At 70.2% G+C, this 18,063-nt stretch carries 15 protein-coding genes; 4 read left to right on the top strand and 11 right to left on the bottom strand.

Going from position 1 to position 18,063, the window contains the following annotated elements:
• Window positions 1-3 precede the first annotated feature (3 nt).
• From N787_RS01830 to N787_RS01850, 5 genes are all read right to left on the bottom strand, one after another.
• Window positions 4-1,932, bottom strand: coding sequence for an AsmA family protein (locus tag N787_RS01830; RefSeq protein WP_052575034.1), 1,929 nt, complete (start codon window positions 1,930-1,932; stop codon window positions 4-6).
• A gap of 107 nt (window positions 1,933-2,039) precedes the next feature.
• Window positions 2,040-3,830: an acyl-CoA dehydrogenase C-terminal domain-containing protein gene (locus N787_RS01835; protein ID WP_034210363.1), complete on the bottom strand. Its 1,791-nt coding sequence runs from the start codon at window positions 3,828-3,830 to the stop codon at window positions 2,040-2,042.
• A 19-nt stretch (window positions 3,831-3,849) separates the two neighbouring features.
• Complete coding sequence (locus N787_RS01840; RefSeq protein ID WP_052575035.1) at window positions 3,850-4,314, bottom strand: hypothetical protein; 465 nt, start codon at window positions 4,312-4,314, stop codon at window positions 3,850-3,852.
• 57 nt (window positions 4,315-4,371) lie between these two features.
• Window positions 4,372-4,917 carry a lipocalin family protein gene (locus N787_RS01845; protein ID WP_034210366.1) on the bottom strand — a complete coding sequence of 182 codons (546 nt, stop codon included), beginning with the start codon at window positions 4,915-4,917 and terminating at the stop codon, window positions 4,372-4,374.
• A gap of 67 nt (window positions 4,918-4,984) precedes the next feature.
• Window positions 4,985-5,320: a hypothetical protein gene (locus tag N787_RS01850; protein ID WP_052575036.1), complete on the bottom strand. Its 336-nt coding sequence runs from the start codon at window positions 5,318-5,320 to the stop codon at window positions 4,985-4,987.
• A 90-nt stretch (window positions 5,321-5,410) separates the two neighbouring features.
• On the opposite strand from N787_RS01850, the gene N787_RS01855 reads away from it, so the two are divergent.
• On the top strand, window positions 5,411-6,151 hold the full coding sequence (locus N787_RS01855; RefSeq protein WP_169742270.1) for a class I SAM-dependent methyltransferase: 741 nt from the start codon (window positions 5,411-5,413) through the stop codon (window positions 6,149-6,151).
• 69 nt (window positions 6,152-6,220) lie between these two features.
• Here the strand turns inward: N787_RS01855 and N787_RS01860 are convergent, their stop codons facing one another.
• From N787_RS01860 to N787_RS01880, 5 genes are all read right to left on the bottom strand, one after another.
• Entirely contained in the window at window positions 6,221-6,880 is a 660-nt protein-coding gene (locus N787_RS01860) for a response regulator (RefSeq protein WP_034210368.1), read from the bottom strand.
• A complete protein-coding gene (locus N787_RS01865) occupies window positions 6,877-7,638 on the bottom strand; it encodes a sensor histidine kinase (protein ID WP_052575037.1) in 762 nt (253 codons plus the stop codon). Before N787_RS01865 ends, N787_RS01860 begins: the two co-directional genes overlap by 4 nt.
• Window positions 7,635-10,784 carry a protein kinase domain-containing protein gene (locus N787_RS01870; protein WP_052575038.1) on the bottom strand — a complete coding sequence of 1,050 codons (3,150 nt, stop codon included), beginning with the start codon at window positions 10,782-10,784 and terminating at the stop codon, window positions 7,635-7,637. Before N787_RS01870 ends, N787_RS01865 begins: the two co-directional genes overlap by 4 nt.
• On the bottom strand, window positions 10,781-11,638 hold the full coding sequence (locus N787_RS01875; RefSeq protein ID WP_052575039.1) for a GAF domain-containing protein: 858 nt from the start codon (window positions 11,636-11,638) through the stop codon (window positions 10,781-10,783). The genes N787_RS01870 and N787_RS01875 overlap by 4 nt, the downstream gene beginning before the upstream one ends.
• Before the next feature lie 62 nt (window positions 11,639-11,700).
• Window positions 11,701-12,531: a DUF6689 family protein gene (locus tag N787_RS01880; protein WP_034210369.1), complete on the bottom strand. Its 831-nt coding sequence runs from the start codon at window positions 12,529-12,531 to the stop codon at window positions 11,701-11,703.
• Window positions 12,532-12,752: 221 nt separating this feature from the next.
• Between N787_RS01880 and N787_RS01885 the strand changes: the two genes are divergently transcribed.
• Window positions 12,753-15,260 carry a S8 family peptidase gene (locus N787_RS01885; protein ID WP_034210370.1) on the top strand — a complete coding sequence of 836 codons (2,508 nt, stop codon included), beginning with the start codon at window positions 12,753-12,755 and terminating at the stop codon, window positions 15,258-15,260.
• 95 nt (window positions 15,261-15,355) lie between these two features.
• Here N787_RS01885 and N787_RS14585 read toward each other — a convergent pair whose 3' ends face one another.
• Entirely contained in the window at window positions 15,356-15,709 is a 354-nt protein-coding gene (locus N787_RS14585; protein WP_084590570.1) for an excalibur calcium-binding domain-containing protein, read from the bottom strand.
• A gap of 571 nt (window positions 15,710-16,280) precedes the next feature.
• On the opposite strand from N787_RS14585, the gene N787_RS14590 reads away from it, so the two are divergent.
• Both N787_RS14590 and N787_RS14850 read left to right on the top strand, forming a co-directional pair.
• Window positions 16,281-16,580: an HNH endonuclease gene (locus N787_RS14590; RefSeq protein ID WP_156968873.1), complete on the top strand. Its 300-nt coding sequence runs from the start codon at window positions 16,281-16,283 to the stop codon at window positions 16,578-16,580.
• Between the two features lie 811 nt (window positions 16,581-17,391).
• On the top strand, window positions 17,392-18,024 hold the full coding sequence (locus N787_RS14850) for a hypothetical protein (RefSeq protein WP_156968871.1): 633 nt from the start codon (window positions 17,392-17,394) through the stop codon (window positions 18,022-18,024).
• Window positions 18,025-18,063: the final 39 nt, after the last annotated feature.

The following is an 18,063-nucleotide window of genomic DNA, read 5'->3' on the forward strand; positions in this document are numbered from 1 at the left end:
GTTTCAGGGCTCGGGCGCGGTCTGGTTCAGGCAGTCGGCGTTCTCGCCGGGACCGGTTTCGACCAGGGCGAGCAGGGCGGCGGGCGGGGCCAGCGCATAGAGCGCGGCGGCCGCGGCGCTGCGCAGCAGCAGGGGTCCGCCCTGCGGGCGGATCGTCGGCGACTTGAAGGTGCCGCCGACGCGCAGCGGCGAGCGCAGGGAGAACGGGCTGCGATCCTTCGGCCGCGGTTTCAGCAGCAGGTCCAGCGATTCGTCCCCGAGGTCGGCGGTGCCTTCCGCCAGCAGCAGCGTGTCGGTGGTGTCGAAGGCGAAATTGTCGAGCGTCATCGTGCCGTCCGCCACGGTGAAATCGGCGAAGCCGCAGCGCACCGGCACCACCCGGTCCTTGCCGAGCAGGAAGCGCAGCGCCTCGGCGAAGTCCAGGCCAGCGAGCTCGAGCGTGAGGTTGCTCACCTGCCCCGGCCCCATCGCCAGGTCGAGGTCGCCATGGGCCGAAGCCATGAACTTCGCGACCGAGTTGCCGCGGCCGCGGAGTTCGATCCGCGCGCCGATGCGACCGGTGCTCTCGGGTGCGGCCTCCGGGGCCAGCTTCGGCAGCTCCAGCCGCCGCGCCGTGAGCGCGATCTCCGCCGCGATCGGGGACTGCCGCGAGTCCAGCCGCACCACCGCTTCGACCTCGCCGCCGGCGACGCCAAGCTTCAGCGGATCGAGCTTCAGTTCGCCATCGACGACCACCAGGCGCCCGTCCATGGATTCCAGCGGCAGCGTCGGCGACAGCACCCGGCGCGCACGCAGCCGGACGTCGGCATCCATCGCGCGGAGCTTGGCCAGGTCGTAGGGCTGGTCGGGGAAGAGGCGGGGGCCCGGCACCGCCGGCACGGGGCGCTGGCCCTCGCCCGCGCGTGGCTTGCCGCCGATGAAGCCGGCCAGGTCGTCGAAGTCCAGGCGCTCCGAGCGCAGGTCCGCGCGCAGCAGGGTGCGCTCCCGCGTGCCGTCGACGACCACTTCGCCGGCCAGGTCGGAATCACCCACCACGCCGGTCACGTCCCGGTAGCTCCACACGCCGTCCTGGCGCGCCAGCTGGCCTTCGAGCCGATACGCCGACGTGGTCGGGATGGCGAGGCCCAGCAGCGTGTAGAGCTCGGCCATGTCGTCGCCGCTGATCTCGAAGCCGAGGTCGAAGTCCTCGAGCTGCAGGGGCGTCGCCAGCGCGCCGGTGGCGCGTGCCCGCGTCGCACCCGCGCGCGCCTCGAGGTCGACGCGGAACGGTTCCTCCCGCTCCGCCAGCAGCAGCGGCGAATCAATGCGACCCTGCAGCTGGAAGTCGTTGCCGCGATAGGTGCCCGCGCCGCCGAGCAGGAGCGGGGCGAACGACTCGCCCTCGGCGGGGCGGCCGCTGCGCACCTCGACCGACAGGTCGGTGCGGAAGGGCTTCTCGACCAGCCGCATCCGGCTGTCGGTCAGCCAGAGCTGGTCGATGTCGGGCAGGTCGCGCGGCGCCGCATCGTCCCGCGGTTCGTCGCTGAAGCGCCAGTTCACCCGGCGCTCCTTGTCGCGCTCCAGCAGCAGCTCCGCGCCGGCCAGCCGCACCTGCGGCAGGTAGACGCGACCCGCGAACAGATGCCAGAACGCCCACTGGATCTCGACGCGCCTGGCGCGGAACATCTCGTCCTGCCCGGACCACTCCGCATTGCCAAGCACCACGTCGTGCGCGGTGATCGTGGGCCGGAAGAAGGCGAGGTCCACGTCCAGGTCGCCCTCGATCGCGAAGCTGCGGCCGGTCGCCAAAGCCACCGCGGCCTGCACCGGCCGTTTGTACCAGTTCCAGTCGAACAGCAGGACCAGCAGCACCATCAGCAGCGCGAACAGGATCCACGCGCGTCGCTGGCGCGGCGTCATCGCCGGGGCATCGGGTGCGGGCGGCAAGTTCATGGCCGCAGTCTAGTCCCGCAAAAAGAAACGGCAGCGAAACCGATACGCTGCCGTTCACTTTCGAGACCACCCCGCCCGGACGATCGGCCCCGCGCGGGGCGCCACCGTCAGCTGTCGAACAGCGCGGCGTCCAGGGCCAGGAGATTGCCGCTGCCGCTGCGCATCGCCGCCGCATGCGACTGCGTGCGCGGCAGGATGCGCGCGAAGTAGAAGCGCGCGGTCTCGCGCTTGGCGGTCTTGAACTCCGCCGGATGCGAACCCGTCTCGGCCGCGGCGACCGCCTTGGCCCACCAGAACGCCAGCGCGACATAGCCGGAGTAGAAGAGGTAGTCGACCGACGCCGCGCCCACTTCATCGGCGTTCGCCATGGCCTTCTTGCCCACTTCCATCGTCAGCTCGCCCCACTGCTTGGCGATCTCGGCCAGCGGCAGAACGAACTCGGTCATCGAGGCATCGGTGGCGTGCTCGGTGCAGAAGCCCTGGATCATCTTCAGGAACTGCTGCAGGCCGGCGCCCTGGAGCTGCATGGTCTTGCGGCCGAGCAGGTCGAGCGCCTGGATGCCGGTGGTGCCTTCGTAAATGGTGGTGATGCGGGCGTCGCGCGCCAGCTGCTCCATGCCCCACTCGCGCACGTAGCCGTGGCCGCCGAAGCACTGCAGCGCGTGGTAGGTGCACTCGTTGCCCCACTCGGTCAGCAGGCCCTTCACGATCGGCGTCAGGAAGCCCAGCAGCACGTCGGCTTCCTTGCGCTCGGCCTCGTCCTTCGAGCGCTCGAGCACGTCCACCAGCGTGGCGGCGTGCAGGGCCAGCATGCGGCCGCCCTCGGCCAGCGCCTTGCAGGTGAGCAGCATGCGGCGGATGTCGGGATGCACGATCAGCGGGTCGGCCGGCTTGTCCGGGTTCTTCGCGCCCGACAGCGAACGGCCCTGCAGGCGGTCGCGCGAGTAGTCGAGCGCGTTCTGGAAGGCGCGGTCGATCAGCGCCAGGCCCTGCAGGCCGACGGCGAGGCGGGCGGTGTTCATCATGGTGAACATCGCATTGAGGCCCTTGTTCGGCTGGCCGATCAGGTAGCCCTGGGCGCCGTCGAAGTTCATCACGCAGGTGACCGAGCCGTGGATGCCCATCTTGTGTTCGATCGAGCCGCAGCGCACCGCGTTGCGGGCGCCGACCGTGCCGTCGCGCGCCACCTGCACCTTGGGCACGATGAACAGCGAGATGCCCTTCACGCCCGCGGGCGCGTCCGGCAGGCGCGCCAGCACCAGGTGGATGATGTTGTCGGTGAAGTCGTGCTCGCCGCCGGTGATGAAGATCTTGGTGCCGCTGACCTGGTACGTGCCGTCGGCCTGCGGTTCGGCCTTGGTCTTGAGCAGGCCGAGGTCGGAGCCGCAGTGCGGCTCGGTCAGGCACATGGTGCCGGTCCACTCGCCGGCGATGATCTTCTTGAGGAAGACCTCCTTCTGCCAGTCCTCGCCGTGGTGCTTGAGCGCCTCGGTGGCGCCGTGCGAGAGCAGCGGGTAGTTGCCCCAGCTCAGGTTGGCGGCGTCGATCATTTCCTTGAGCGCGGCGCCGAAGCTTTCCGGCAGGTCCTGGCCGCCCATCGCCTCGGGCGCGGTGATGCCCGCCCAGCCACCCTCCACGAACTGCGCGTAGGCTTCCTTGAAGCCCGGCGGCGTGGTGACCGCGCCGGTGTCCTTGTCGTGCACGCAGCCGTGCTCGTCGCCGACGCCGTTGAGCGGGGCGAGCACGGACTGGGTGAACTTCGCGGCTTCTTCCATCACCGCGTCGAGCAGGTCGCGCTGGGCGTGTTCGATGCCGAGCTTGGCGTAAAGCTTGTCGGCGCCGATGACGTCGTAGAGCGCGAACTTCATGTCGCGCACGGGAGCGGTGTAGCGATTCATTCGATCGATTCCTGTGGGGTCAGCGCAGCACGCCGGCCAGGCCCGGGACCGGGTTCAGGCCGCTCTGGTAGTCGAAGGGGTGGTCGGTCTTGGGTTCGCTGGTGGCGATGCGGCCCGACAGCGCGTAGCGGACGCTGCCGCGCTTCGCCAGCGCCGCGTCCACCGCCGCGCGCGCGGCGTCGGACGGCCGGAACACGTGGGTCACCAGCTCGTTCGACCCCGGGCCGACGCTCAGGCCGGGGTCGAGGGTGAAGCGCGCGGCTTCGCCGCCGTTGACCAGCAGGGTGGCGTCGAGGCTGGAGAAGCGCATCGGCACGGTGCTGAAGTTCTGGATGCGGATGCTGGCGGCCCACTGGCCATCGGGCTGCACGCGCAGCTCCTGCAGGCTGGCCTGGGGCGGGAAGATCCGCTTGGGCGGGCCGCCGGCGCAGGCGGCGAGCAGGGCGGCCAGCAGGACCAGGGCCAGGAGTTTCACGATTCGCATCAAGGTCACCGGAAGCGTGGGGAACCGGCTGAGCATACCAGCCCGTACGTTGCAGGGTCAGTCGGCCCGGGGCGGGACGACCACGATCAGTTCGTCCAGCGAATAGCCCAGCGCGCGGGCCTTGTCCTTCAGCGCCTCGAAGGTAGCGGCGTCCATGGCCGGCTCGCGTGAAAGGAACCACAGGTACTCCCGGTCCGGCTCGCCAACCAGCGCCCAGCGGTAGTCCTCATCCAGCGCGATCACCCAGTAGTCGGCCCAGACCATCGGCAGGAAGGACAGCCAGCCCGGCGCGAAGCGCACCTCGAGCTTGGCGGGATGCTCGCCCGCGCGGCGCGCCATGCCCACCGACTGCATGCGCACGCCGTCGTCGCGCAGGCAGGCGTTGCGGACCTGGACCCGGCCGCTTTCCAGCGGGATGTAGGTCGCCGTGATGTCGCCGACGCAGCGGCGCTCGAAGTACATCGGCAGCCGCGCGATCTCGTGCCAGGTGCCGGAATAGCGCTGCAGGTCGAGCTCGGGCACGGCCTGCAGGGGCGCGGGCTCGTCGGCGGCGGCGGGGGCGGCGAGGGCGAGCAGCAGCGCGAGGGCGGGGAGGGTTTTCATGGCGGCGCTCCAATCAACCGGGGCCCACAGGGTAACGCCGCCCGCCATGGATGGACCGTGAACCGGCTCAGCGGCCGCCGGCCATCTCGCGCGCCAGCTTTTCCTGGAAGGCCTCGAAGTCCAGGCCCTCGGCGGCGGCCTCGGCGTGCGCGGCCTCGCGCAGCGGCGCCGAGAACACCAGGTCCACCGCCTTGCCCTCGGCCCGCAGCAGCGCCGCCGCGCGTTTGAGGATGGCCAGCACGTGCGCGGCGCTGTGCGAGGTGCCGGCGATCTTCCCGTCCAATCCCAGCACCCATTCGCCGTCCTTGCGGACGATGCCGCCGAGCAGCTTGCCGTCGGCGTCGCGCAGTTGCGCATGGGGTTCGCCGAGCTTGTCGGCGGGGATGGCTTGGCGAGGCTTCATGGTGTTTCCGTGGGAGGTCGGGGCCGCGGGGCAGTGGCGGCCTGCGTTAGTATCCCCCTTCCCGCCGCCGCAAGCGAAAGGACACGCCTGATGCACGCAGAACTCGACCGTACGATCCATCCGGACGACGCCATGTGGCGGCCGTCGGAACGCTGGTATTTCCGCGTCGGCCGAAGTGCCCTGCGCCTGGTGCGGGTGGCCGAACAGGTGTCGGGGCTGGAGCGCATCTCCAGCGTGCTGGACCTGCCCTGCGGCCACGGCCGTGTCTCCCGGCACCTGCGCGCGGCCTACCCCGACGCGGCGCTGTATTTCTGCGACATCAACACCGGCGGCGCGGATTTTTGTGCACAGGCCTTCCGCGGCCAGGCCATCCACTCCAAGCCGGAACTCACCGAGGTGGACCTGCCGCAGGTGGACCTGATCTGGGTCGGCTCGCTGTTTACCCATGTCGACATCGACCGCACCCGGCGTTGGTTGCACTACCTGTGCGAGCGCCTGAATCCGGGCGGCGTGCTGGTAGCCACCGTGCACGGCCCATGGAGCCAGCGCATGCACGAGGCCCACTATCCGATGATCGACCCGGACACGTGGCAGCGCATCCTGGCCAGTTACCAGACGACCGGCTACGGGTACGCGCCTTATCCTGGCGGCGCGATCGGCGACTACGGTATTTCGCTCTCGACGTCGGAGACCATCATCGGCCTGGTCCGCGGGATCCCCGGCGTGCGCCTCGCCGGTTACCTCGAGCGCGGCTGGGCCGACAACCACGACGTGGTGATGATCGCCAAGGAAGACCGGGATCGGCCGTGGACGCCGGATTTTCCCGTGTGAACGACGCGCCGGCCCGCGGCATCGCGCGGATGCCGGCGGGTAGCCGGGTTCCGTCGCTGCGTCGGTGACTCAGCGCGCGAGCCCGCGGCGGATCGCGTAGCGCACCACCTCCGCCGTGTTGCGCGCGCCCAGCTTGTGCAGCACGCGGGCGCGATGGTTCTCGGCGGTCTTGGTGCTGATGTCGAGGCGGCGCGCGATTTCCTTGGTCGTCAGGCCATCCGCGATCAGGTGGAAGACTTCGCGCTCGCGCGGCGTCAGGTCGCGGTAGGGATCCTCCAGCCCGCGCTCGGGTTGCTGCAGGTGCGTCGCCAGCACGCGGCTGGCGTCGGCGCTGAAATGGCCGCGGCCGCGGGCGATGCTGCGGATGGCCTCGATCAGCTCGCTGGCCGGGCTGTCCTTGAGCAGGAAGCCGGAGGCGCCGGCGCGCACCGACTGCAGCAGGTATTCCTCGTCCTCGTGCATGGTCAGGACCAGGGTGCGGGTGCCGGGGCACTGCTCGCGCAGGCGGCGCACGACCTCCAGTCCGTTGAGTCCCGGCATCGACAGGTCGATGACCGCGACGTCCGGCGACAGGGCCAGGCAGAGTGCGATGGCCTGCTGGCCATCGGCCGCCTGGCCGACGATGCGGCAGCAGCCGGCGGACTCCAGCACGGCGACGAGGCTTTCCCGGACCATGCGGTGGTCGTCGGCGATCAGGACGCGGATGCTGGGCGCGGCGGCGTCGCTCATGGCGCGAGTCTGCCAGCATCGCCGGCCAGCGGCACGTCGAGCCTCAGGCATGTCCCCGCGCCCGGATGCGTCACCAGCTGCAGCGTCCCGCCGTGCAGCGCCGCGCGTTCGCGCATCGCGCCCAACCCGCTGCCTTCGCCGGAACGACCGCCTTCGCGGGCACGGTCGGCATCGAAACCGCGGCCATCGTCCCAGGCCTCGAAACGCAGGCGCCCGCGCCCGGCGCTGAGCCGGAACCCGGCGTGTTCGGCGGCGGCGTGCCGGACCGAGTTGGTGAGGGCCTCCTGCGCGACCCGGAACACCAGCGTCCGGGTGTCTTCGTCCAGCTCCGGAACCTCGCCCGCCTCGATCTCCACGGACAAGCCCGCCGGCTGGGCAAGCGTGCGGCCCAGCCAGCGAAGCGCCGGCACCAGGCCGAGGTCGTCGAGCACCTGCGGGCGCAGCAGGCGCGACAGCTGCCGGGTGTCGGCCAGGGTCTGCTCGCACAGGGCGATGGCGTCGGCCAGTCGCGGCGCCGCCGTCTCCGCCGGACCCAGGCTGCCCTGCAGCAGCATCAGCTGGTGCTTGAGCGCGGTGAGGTTCTGGCCGAGGCCGTCGTGGAGGTCGCGCGCGAGGCGCCGGCGCTCGTCTTCCTGCACCCGGTACATGGCGCGGGCCAGGCGCTGGAACCGGGCCTGGTTGGCTTCCAGGCGCGCCACCAGGTCGGCGTACTCGCGGCCCAGCCGGGCCAGTTCGGCACCCGGGTCCGGGGTGGTCACGGGGAGTCCCCGGTGTCCGCGCCGGCCTGGCGCGCCAGCGCTTCAAGGGGCTCCCGGCGAAGATAGGGGCGGCCGTCGGCCAACAGCTCGCGCGCTTCGTCCAAGGCTTCGCGCGCAGCGGCCATGTCGCTGGCGGCGAGCGCCAGCGCGGCGCGGCGTTCGAGCCAGGCCAGCTGCAGCGGAAGATGGCCCAGCTGCCGCACCTCGTCGTCGAGCGCGGCGTCCGGCGCCCGGGATGCCAGCACGCGCGCTTCGAGCTGCAGCACCCGGATGCCGGCGCGCGCCGCCAGTGCGTCGGCTTCGGCGAGCGCCTGCCGTGCCTCGGCATCCCGATCCAACCCCGCCAGCGCGCGGGCCCGGAGCAGCTGTGCAAGCGTGGCTTGCTCCGGCGTGCCTGTCCCGGCGCCGCCGGCCAGTTCGTCGATCAGGTCCAACGCCTCCGCGGGTTCGCCGCGTGCCAGGGCGATCCTCGCCGCGAGCAGGGCGGCATCGGTGCGCCCGCGCTGGTCCTGCCGCGACTCGAACAGGCGGCTGGCGCGATCGAGCTGTTGTCCGGCGGCGTCGAGGTTGCCTTCGAGGATCTCCAGCTCGACCAGGTTGCGAAGGCTCACCGCCGCCTCCTCGAGCATCTGCCGCTGCTCGGCCGCCTGCAGCGATCCCTCCAGCAGCGCGCGCGCCCGCTTCCAGTCGCCGCGCGCGGTCTCCAGCAGGCCCAGGTTCTGCTCGGCCCGCACCACGCCGTTGGCGTCGTCGAGGCCAGCGAAGGCCTCGCGCGCCTGCCGCCAGAGCGCGCGCGCGTTGTCGTAGTCGCCGAGCTGGAAATGCGCGAAGCCGACGTTGTTGAGGCTCTCGGCGACGCCCAGCGGATCGCCGCTGCGCTCGCGGCTGCGCAGGCCGCGACGATACGCGGCCAGCGCCGCCTGGTAGTCGCCGCGCTCTTCCTCCAGTAGGCCGAGTTCGTTCTCGACCGCGGCGAGGCCGGCGCTGTCGCCGAGGTCGCGGAACAGGCCGCGCGCTTCGTCCAGCCGCGTGGCGGCCTGCGCCAGTCGCCCGCTGAACAGATCGATCTGGGCGAGGTTGCGCAGGCTGCTGGCGACGCCGCGCCGGTCGCCGAGTTCGCGGCGCAGCGCCAGCGCCTTTTCGTACTGCTCTTGCGCGTCGCTGGTCTGGCCCAGCCGGGCATAGCCGACGCCGAGGGCGTTCACCGTCTCGGCCTCGCCGCGCAGGTCGCGCGAACGCTTGAACAGCACCAGCGCGCGCACCAGGTGGTCTTCGACCGCGACCCGATGGTCGCCCCGGAGGATGGCGGTCTTTCCGCGCAGGAACCAGACGCGCGGATCCTGCGGGTCGTTCGCCGCGGCGACGGCGAGGCTTTCCTCGGCGACCTCGAGGTTGCCGCCGTCGAGGGCGATCTCGGCGATCCGAAGCCGGTGGCCGGGGTCGCCCTCAAGGCCCGGCGTCTCTCCGGCGGCGAGCGCGATGGCCTGCTCGGTGTCGCCCTCGAGTGCCGCGCGCCAGGCCGCCAGCGGCGAGGCGAGGGGCTGGCCGGGCAGCTGGTCGGCGAGGCGGGCGGTGTCGAGCGCCAGCGCGCGGCGACCCGAAATGCGCGCCGCCTCCACCAGCGCGGCGAGCGCCGGGGCATGGTCGCGATCGGCCGCGGTGAGTTCCACGAGGGCATCGGCCGCGTCCCCGGCGCGGCCGGCGCGCAACAGGTTCAGGGCCCGCCCGTAGGCCTCGAGGTCCTCGTCGCCCGACAGCACCGGACCGGCGGCCGGGACCGCAAGTTCGACCGCGAGCAGCGGCAGCAGGTCCCTCGCGGCCGCCGCCGGCGCGCGGCGCGGCGGGCCGGCCACCCGCTGCGGCGCGGCCTGGCCGTCGCCGCTGATCACCGCTTCGAAGGCGAGGCCGTCGCCGGACTTCACCGACCGCAGCCGCACGATGCGATTCGCCGGCAGCGCCTTCCGCAGCGCCGCGTCGTCGGCGGCGCCCTTTCCGGCCAGCCCGGATTGCGCGAGTGCCAGCCGGATCCGCTCGCCATCGGCCACGGCGACGCCGGGCTGGCCCGCCAGCCCCAGCCGCAGCGCCTCCGCCGCCCCGTCCAGCACCGGATCATCGGCACGGGTGTCCGCCATGAGCACGATCCGCGGCGGCGCCGGGGGAGTGGCCGGGGCCGGATCCCGCCAGGGCGCCAGCAGCGCCAGCGCCGCCAGGCCGGCCGCCGCGGCCAGGCCGAGCACTGGCCAGGTCGCGCGCGGCAGCGCCGCCGGGACGTGGCGCGCGTCGATGGCCCGGACCACGGCGTCGGCATCGCGCAGGCGATGGGCCGGATTGGGGCGGAGCAGGCGTGCCACCAGGCGCGCGACCCAGCGCGGCAAGCCCGCGCGCCGCGATTCGATGGGAGGCGGGCCGGAGACCATCCGCCGCGCCATCGATTCGGCGGCCGTCGCCCCGGCGAACGCGGGCTCGCCCGCCAGCATTTCGTAGAGGATCAGCCCCAGCGCGTAGAGGTCGGCCCGGGCATCGACGGTGCCGCCGCGCGCCTGCTCCGGCGCCAGGTAATCGGGGGTGCCGACGATGGCGCCGGTGTGCGTGAGGCCGGTGGAACCCAGCGAGCGCGCCACGCCGAAATCGCTGATCAGCGCATTGCCGCCGGCGTCCATCAGGATGTTCGCGGGCTTGAGGTCGCGATGGACGATGCCGCTCGCGTGCGCGGCCTGCAGTCCTTCGGCGATCTGCCGGGCGATGGCCAGCGCCTGTTCGACCTCCACCGGCCCGCGCGGGTCGAGCCACTGGTCCAGCGACTGGCCGTCCACGAAGTCCATGCTGATGAACCAGCGGTCCCCGTCCCGCGCGATGTCGTGGATGCGGACCACGCGCGGGCTCGACACCTGCCGCGCGAGCAGCAGCTCCTGCCGGAATCGCTCGAACGCCTCGGGCCGCGCGGCCAGCTCGCTGCGCAGCAGCTTCAGCGCGACCGTGATGCCCAGGTCCTCGTCGCGGGCGCGATAGACCACGCCCATGCCGCCGGTGCCGATGCGCCGCTCGATGGTGAAGCGATCCGCGAGCCGCGTGCCGGGCGCGAGGTCCGCGGCCGCGCCCGAGCCGGTCAGCGTGGGGTCGTCGCCCGGGACGAGGGCGTCGGTCATGCCGCGCCCCGGCCCGGCGACATCGCGGCCGCGCCGGGCGCGAGTGCGGCCTGGTTGCGCCGGGCGGCCAGCCAGAGCGTCGCGCGCTCGGCGAAGGCCTCCAGCAGCTCCAGGTCGATCCGCGTGATCACGGCGCCCGGGCGGCGGCTGTCGACGTAGGCGACGCCCAGCACTTCCTCGCCCAGCACCAGCGGCAGGCAGGCCAGCGCGCGCAGTCCGCCGGCGACGACCGAGGCCTGGCCCGCCAGCGCCGATTCAAGCGAAAGATCGTGGGCGACGACTGGCCGGCGCGTGCGCAGGGCCTCGGCGAGGGCCGTGGTGCTGCCGGCGAAGCGCGCCGCGTCGGCGCCCGCGGGGAATCCGCGCCACGCCTTCGGCGCCAGGCCAGTCTCCCCGGGCAGCAGCATGCCGCGCTCGGCGCCGGCGAGGTCGATGATCGCGTCCAGCGTGGCCTCCAGCAGTCCGGCGCGCGCGGGTTCGCGCGCGAGGGCGAGGGTCAGGGCGGTGGCGGCTTCCCGGCGTCGCCCGGATTCGAGACCGGTGCGGGCCAGGGTCGAGTCGTCGATGATTTCCAGTTCGCAGGCGACGTCGCCGAAACGAAGCCAGGCACCGCCGCGCCGGGGAAGCCCGTCGGCCGCGACGCCGTCGATGAAGCTGCCGTTCTTGCTGCCGGCGTCCGCGAGGATCCAGTCATCGCCGGCGAACGCCAGCGTGGCGTGCCGGCGCGAGACCGAGGCGTGGGCCAGCTGCACCGCGCATCCGTCGGCGCGACCGACCGGATGGGGCCCGTCACCGGACAGCACGAACCGTTCGGCGGCGCACTCGGGTGGGTAGGCGGTCAGGCGCGCGGGCATGGCCCCATCTTAGCGCCGCCGGGGGCCGGCGGCGCCAGCGTCAGGGCGCGCTTGCGATGGCCTCAGTCGCCGTGGTCGCGGAGGTAGCCGATGCTGAAGACCAGGGTGTCGAGGCCGGCCAGGAGCTCGCCCGCGATGTTGTCGCGGTCGCGCAGCGCGCGCCACTCCTGGGGGATGGCCAGGCCTGCCCGCGCCGACACGCGCTGGCGCATCGCCTCGGCCGCGCCGATGGCGTCCGCGTAGCGCTCGTCACCCAGTCCCGACTCGATGGCGTCGAGCTGCGCCTGTAGCGGGGCCGCCTCGATCGCCGGCAGCTTGGCCGCTTCGGCCCGCAGCCGCGCCAGCTTGGCGGAGACGACGTCGAGCGTGGGGCGGGCATCGAGCACCACGAGGAACTGCGAGAAGCCGCCGGTGGTGCCGCGCGTGCGCACGCTGCCGGCGGTAACCGAACCGGTGATGTCCCGGAAGGCGCCGCCCAGCGGCGCCTTCAGCAGCCGGTAGCGCGAGCCCGCGGTGTAGACCAGCGCATGCGTGTGCAGCTCGACGTGCACCAGGCGGCGGAACGACAGGCCACCGAGCGTGGACGGCTCGATGGTGATCATCAGCGGAAGCTCCGCCGGCACGAGCGCGCCGCCGCCCACGGGCAGGCGCGACAGCAGGGTGGCGGCGCCGGGGTTCACCAGCTCCGCGCTGATGCCCAGCGACGCGGCGCTCAGGCCGCTGGCGTCATCGAAGTCGAGGCGCAGGTCGGCCAGCGGCGCGACGGATCCGCCGATCCGCACCAGCGCGGAATTTCCGGAGACCTCGACGGTGACGGGGACGGGCTGCGCCAGCGCCGGCAGCGGCGACAGCGCGAGCAGCAGGGCGAACAGCTTTCGAGCGACGGTAGTCATCGGGAACTCCGTGGGTGGGCGCGCGTCCGATGCGTCATTTCGTCGCACCTGTGCCGGGCGACGGCCGCATCTTAGGCCAGCGGGCGGCCGCAAGTCTCTAGGGGTTTTCCCCCACGCCGGTTGGGGGCTCTGCCGGATTGGTGGCGGCCGGGGCCAGGCGGAAGCTGCCTCCCGAGCCGCACAAAACCCGAAAGCGGCTAACCCAGAACGGAGAGAGTGTGATGCCTGTCACCATTTCACGAATCGCCCGCTTGTCGGCCCTGTCGGTCGGCCTGCTCGCCAGCGGCCTCGCGGTCGCCGAGGCCCGGATCGACCCCGAACTCACCCGCCTGCTGGCCAGCACCCCGGCCACCGAGGACCTGCAGGTCATCATCAGCTACGAACAGTCCGGGCCGGTCACCACCGCCCAGGTCGCCGCGCTGCGCGACCTCGGCATCGACCGGGGCGTCCGCATGCACACGCTGCCGATCGCCGGCGCGCTGGCGACGCCCGCCGAGATCCGCGCGCTGGCCGCGCGCGACGACGTCGCCTCGATCTACTTCAACGCCCCGCTGCGCTTCTTCAACAAGGAGCAGCGCGAGATCAGCGGCGCCGCGCGCGTGGTCGAGAACCAGGCCGACTTCGGCAAGGCGATTCCCTACAGCGGCCGCGGCGTGACCGTGGTGGTGAACGACTCCGGCATCGACGCCACCCACGAGGACCTGAAGTTCGGCGAGAACGTCGTGCAGAACGTGCAGGCGCCGCAGAACATCCTCGCCAGCCTGGCCAGCGAACTCGCCGGCCCGGGCATCGTGCCGATGCTGTATGTCGAGGACCAGCTCAACACCGACCTCGGTGGATCCGGCCACGGCACCCATGTCGCCGGCACCGTCGGCGGCACCGGCGAGCGCTCGGGCGGCCTGTACCGCGGCGTCGCGCCCGGCGCGAAGCTGGTGGGCTACGGCTCGGGCGGCGCGCTCTTCATCCTCGACGCGGTCGGCGGCCTGGACTACGCGGCCACGCACCAGTTCAGCTTCGACCACCCGATCCGCGTCACCAGCAACTCCTGGGGCACGTCGGGAAAGTTCGATCCGATGCACCCGGTGAGCATTGCGACGTACGAGCTGTACAAGCGCGGCATCGTCAGCGTCTTCGCCGCCGGCAATGACGGCCCGGGCGAGGACACCCACAACCCGTACGCGCAGGCGCCGTGGGTGATCTCGGTCGGCGCGGGCGAGAAGGACGGCGTGCTGACCTCGTTCTCCTCGCGCGGCAAGCGCGGCGAAAGCGGCACCTTCACGATGCCGGACGGCAAGTCCTGGACCTACTTCAACGAGCCGACGATCGTCGCAACCGGCGTGGACATCATCTCCACCCGCGCCAGCACCAGCGCCCTCGGCGCGCTGTCGGCGGAGCAGGACGCGGCGGCGATGGCGCCGGCGCACGTGCCCTTCTACACCCACTCCAGCGGCACCTCGATGGCGACCCCGCACGTGTCGGGCATCCTGGCGCTGATGTTCGAGGCCAACCCGAACCTCACGCCGATGGAGGCCAAGTCCATCCTCGAGGAAACCGCCGCCAACATGACCGGCCGCCTGGCCTGGGAAGCGGGCGCCGGCCACGTCAACGCGTATGCCGCGGTCGCGGCGGCGCAGGGCCTGCGCACCGACTACGGCCGCACCGTCAACGTGCTGCGCGAGTTCAACAGCAATGCGCTGCTGGCGCCGGGCGGCGATCCGCTGCCGTTCTCGATCCTGTTCTCGCCGGTCGGCGAGCCGGAGGAAGTCGCGTTCGAAGTTGGCCCGGAGGTGGCCTTCGTCTCGGCCCGCGCCACCACCGACACCAACACGGTGGCGCTGGTGCTGACGGATCCCGATGGCGTGCGCTACGGCTCTTCGATCGCGCTGCCGGTGTTGGGCAGCACCATCACCACCGGCGCGCCGGGCAAGGCCGGCACCTGGAAGATATCGGTGAGCGGCATCGGCTCGGTGTCCGGCGTGGCGGTGGACCCGACCGGCAGCACCAACGGCCTGGCCGCGCCGGGCATCATCGAGGGCGAGATCAGCTTCATCAACAGCGGCGGCTACACCGGCCTCGACGACGTGAGCTCGCATCCGGCCCGCCCCGCCATCGAGTTCGCGGTCGCGAGCCGCCTGGTGGATGGCTATTCGGACAGCAAGTTCCGCCCGGACCAGCAGCTCAAGCGCAGCGAACTCGCGCAGTACCTGCTGATGGGCGCCAGCGTCCGCCAGTCGCTGCCGCTGTCGGGCGTGCCGAGCTTCACCGACGTGGCGCCGGGCACCCGCGAGTACGCCTACGCCGAAGCGGCCATCGCCAAGGGTGCGCCGCTGCGTGACCTCGGCCAGGACGACGCCGGCGTGATGCGCCTGGTGAACGGCCAGTTCAAGCCGGGCGCGAACGTCAGCCGCCTCGACCTGGCCTACGCGCTGGTGCAGGCGCAGGGCCTGCAGGACCTGGCCACGTCGTTCACGGGACCGCTGACGGTGCTGTTCAACGGCCAGCGCATCGCCATCGAAGACGCCGGTTCGATTCCCGCCAGCCAGCGCGGCTACGTGCAGTACGCGCTGGACACGGGCGTGATCAACGCGCGCTTCGCGCTGGTGCAGGGTCCGTTCGACCTGCAGCCGACCATCAAGGCCTACTTCGACCCGGGCCAGGCGGTGACGCGCGCCGCGTATGCGGTGGCCGCCAGCCGGTTCCAGGTGCAGTACCAGTCGGTCGAAGACTGATCCAACCTGTGTCACCCCAAGGCCCGGCCGGTTTGGCCGGGCCTTCTTTTTTGGTGCTGACTGCGAGCAGTGAAGGTCTGGCTGGCTAGGCGTTCTCAGCGACCGCGATAGGGCTCGCAACCGACGCCGTCGTTGTCGCGGTCAAGATGCGGACCGTAGCCCGGCTCACCCCGTCGAACCGGTGCCGCCCCGGCCGCCCGGGCTTCGTCGCAGTTCCTGTAGGCGCGCGAGCGCGACGCGTCGGCGGAGGCAGCGCCATCGGACCCGTAGACGCGTGCGACCGGTGCCGGCGCTTGCGTCGCCGTGCCGCGATGGCAGTGGTATCCGCCGGTCGCGCGCTCGTTGTGGCAGCCCTCGGAATTCAGGCCACCGCGATGCGCCCACGCCGAACCCGAAAACAGGACCGGGAACAGGGCAGCGATGATCGCGATGCTGGGAAGAAGCCTCATGGGGCTTTCCTTGTGGGTTGCGGCCACGATACTCCGTGCAAGCCGGGGGCGTGGAAATGGGGCCCAAGGCGTCGTCGGCGCGCTTTTGACACACAAACAAAAGCCGCAACTAGTGCGGCTCTCGTAAGTGCTTGACGAATATGGTGGCCGAGGACGGAATTGAACCGCCGACACGGGGATTTTCAAGGCGGCCTGAAGCCTAATTAAAACAGCCACTTACGGCGCATGCCTGATCGTGTGAAGCATCTGATGAACGGCCATGGAATCCGGCTGAGTCCCGCGTCATGGAGTTGAATAAAGCGTCCGAGCTTGATATCAATGTCCCAACGGAGCCGCGCAATGCGCTCCAGCGGAGCTGCAAAATGAGCTCTGGGCCAAGGTCGAGGATTCCTCGCCGTGGTTTCCGCCCGGTCGATTGAGTCGCCGGGTTTCGGATGTCCCCAGTAGGGGCGCCGGATCCCTTTGACTCTCTACCGGATGACACATGAAAAAAACCATGAAATTGATCCCTCTGCGGCGCCAAGCAGCTGCCGAGCGTCAGGCTGGGCGGTGCTTTTACTGCGGCGTCCTGATGTGCCGTGGCGATCTAGGCCGATTCGCCGCAAGTTTTGGCCTCTCTCCGGCGCTAGCCAGTCGACTGAGTTGCACTGCTGAACATTTACTAGCCCGTCAGGACGGTGGCAGCGACATCGTCTCCAACATCGCTGCTGCCTGCTTGCACTGCAATCAGACGCGACACCGCATGAGGCCACCTCCTGGTCCGGTGGCGTATCGCAGAATCGTGAACAAGCATCTTCAAGCCGGACAATGGCACCGAAGAAAGGTGTTCGAGGCGGGCCTATTGTGTCGCTCTAACGTCACAAGCAAATGAGGGCGACCTGCAACTCGTTGATCCCGAGAAGGGATTCGCCGACCCGGAGGTGATCTTCGAAGCGTCCTGGAGCCTGATTGAATCAGCCAATTGCGGCGGATTCCTGCACTTCAATGGGTTCCATAAGCGTTTCAGTTGTACTCCGCTTCAGTCTGCTGCTCACAGTCGGGACGTCGGCTTTACCTTTCACTCGCTTGCCTTGTACTGAAATGTACCGTCTGCGATGCTTTTCCGAACGCTCGCCACCGCCTGGTCGATTTCTGCAAGATGCGACTCTGCGCAGTGGGAAACCCGATTGGCACCGCAACTTGCGACTATGGAACTAATGAGAAAGTCAAAGTGACCGCCAGTGTTGAGTGCGGTAATAACGTAAGAGTAGGAAGAGCCTGGCCACCCGCAGCCAGTGGTAAGAGGTTCTGTTCGAGTTAGCGCTGCTATCGCGGCATGTCCGACTAGGACGCCGGGTCCAGCAATAAAGCGCGCTGCACTATGCGGTCGCTAGTTGCTACCATTTTGCTGAGTGCCTTGGAGAGACAGCCATATGACAGCTGGGCGTTTGAGCGTGTTGTTGATTCTCTTGCTGAGTTCCCCGTCGCTCGTTGCGGCGATCGATGATCGGGATCGCAAGTTCACCAACAAGTTCGTCGGAACCTAGTGCCCTTACCTAGCAAAGGAGATCGTTGCCGATGGTGGTCGGGTGAGAAAGGGAATGGAAAAGGAGTCTTTTACGAGCCCCGATGTTTCCCACTGCTTCTTGAGAGCCTCGAGATCACATTTTATCGACGACTCGATATTCAAGGGGCGCGCGCCAATGGATCAGCTGCGAGTCCGCACGTTGGGGGGCGTCAATAGTTTTCTTGATCGGAAGTGCTCGGAGGTATCCGGCCGGTTTGTTTGGGGGCCTTCTTATTTGGCCGATAACGGATCACAGCTGCAGTGGCGGGGATGTGTGGCCGGTCCTACGTACCGTTTCCTCGCCAGTGTTGAAAGAGCGCCCGTAGAAGATTGGCCGGTTTACTTTGTCCGCATCGCTGAGCCCACTGACCTCAGTCGCGCCCCGAGCCCGGAGTTTGCGGCTTACCTCGAGCGTCGCGGATTTGTCGCTCCCGAGGATCTCACGAGTGCCGACTGGGCGCGCACCTCGGTCGAGGAAGAAAGACGGATGGCGGGGCACGCGTCGGCTGCGGAGCGAATTGCTCAGGACCGAGACCGGGCTGGTGAGGCAGAGAAGCGGCGCCTTGCGCACCGAGATCGGAAGATCCTTGTCGGCGCGAGAGTTTGTCTTGAGAAGCAAGGGCTGACTTATTTCGGCTTCACAGAGCAATGCTCAGCGCAGACCGACAAGATCCAGATTCGGGTCACCGGGACCAGCAACCGGATGCTGGCGTACACGCCCGAGATTATTTGGGACCGCGTCGACAATTGGGCGCTTTGTGACCAGTAGCTCTGGCTATGTTGGTAAAGAACTTCATGGTCCGCTTTA

The sequence above is a fragment of the Arenimonas metalli CF5-1 genome, from assembly GCF_000747155.1.
Classification (GTDB): domain Bacteria; phylum Pseudomonadota; class Gammaproteobacteria; order Xanthomonadales; family Xanthomonadaceae; genus Arenimonas; species Arenimonas metalli.

Bases quoted from the DNA above. Each gene is read 5' to 3' on its own strand.
- N787_RS01885 (WP_034210370.1), top strand. From the start codon at position 12,753: ATGCCTGTCACCATTTCACGAATCGCCCGCTTGTCGGCCCTGTCGGTC.
- N787_RS01860 (WP_034210368.1), bottom strand. From the start codon at position 6,880: ATGAGCGACGCCGCCGCGCCCAGCATCCGCGTCCTGATCGCCGACGAC.
- N787_RS14590 (WP_156968873.1), top strand. From the start codon at position 16,281: ATGTGCCGTGGCGATCTAGGCCGATTCGCCGCAAGTTTTGGCCTCTCT.
- N787_RS01835 (WP_034210363.1), bottom strand. From the start codon at position 3,830: ATGAATCGCTACACCGCTCCCGTGCGCGACATGAAGTTCGCGCTCTAC.
- N787_RS01855 (WP_169742270.1), top strand. From the start codon at position 5,411: ATGCACGCAGAACTCGACCGTACGATCCATCCGGACGACGCCATGTGG.
- N787_RS01880 (WP_034210369.1), bottom strand. From the start codon at position 12,531: ATGACTACCGTCGCTCGAAAGCTGTTCGCCCTGCTGCTCGCGCTGTCG.
- N787_RS01875 (WP_052575039.1), bottom strand. From the start codon at position 11,638: ATGCCCGCGCGCCTGACCGCCTACCCACCCGAGTGCGCCGCCGAACGG.
- N787_RS01870 (WP_052575038.1), bottom strand. From the start codon at position 10,784: ATGACCGACGCCCTCGTCCCGGGCGACGACCCCACGCTGACCGGCTCG.
- N787_RS01840 (WP_052575035.1), bottom strand. From the start codon at position 4,314: ATGCGAATCGTGAAACTCCTGGCCCTGGTCCTGCTGGCCGCCCTGCTC.
- N787_RS14585 (WP_084590570.1), bottom strand. From the start codon at position 15,709: ATGAGGCTTCTTCCCAGCATCGCGATCATCGCTGCCCTGTTCCCGGTC.
- N787_RS01845 (WP_034210366.1), bottom strand. From the start codon at position 4,917: ATGAAAACCCTCCCCGCCCTCGCGCTGCTGCTCGCCCTCGCCGCCCCC.
- N787_RS14850 (WP_156968871.1), top strand. From the start codon at position 17,392: ATGGATCAGCTGCGAGTCCGCACGTTGGGGGGCGTCAATAGTTTTCTT.
- N787_RS01830 (WP_052575034.1), bottom strand. From the start codon at position 1,932: ATGAACTTGCCGCCCGCACCCGATGCCCCGGCGATGACGCCGCGCCAG.
- N787_RS01850 (WP_052575036.1), bottom strand. From the start codon at position 5,320: ATGAAGCCTCGCCAAGCCATCCCCGCCGACAAGCTCGGCGAACCCCAT.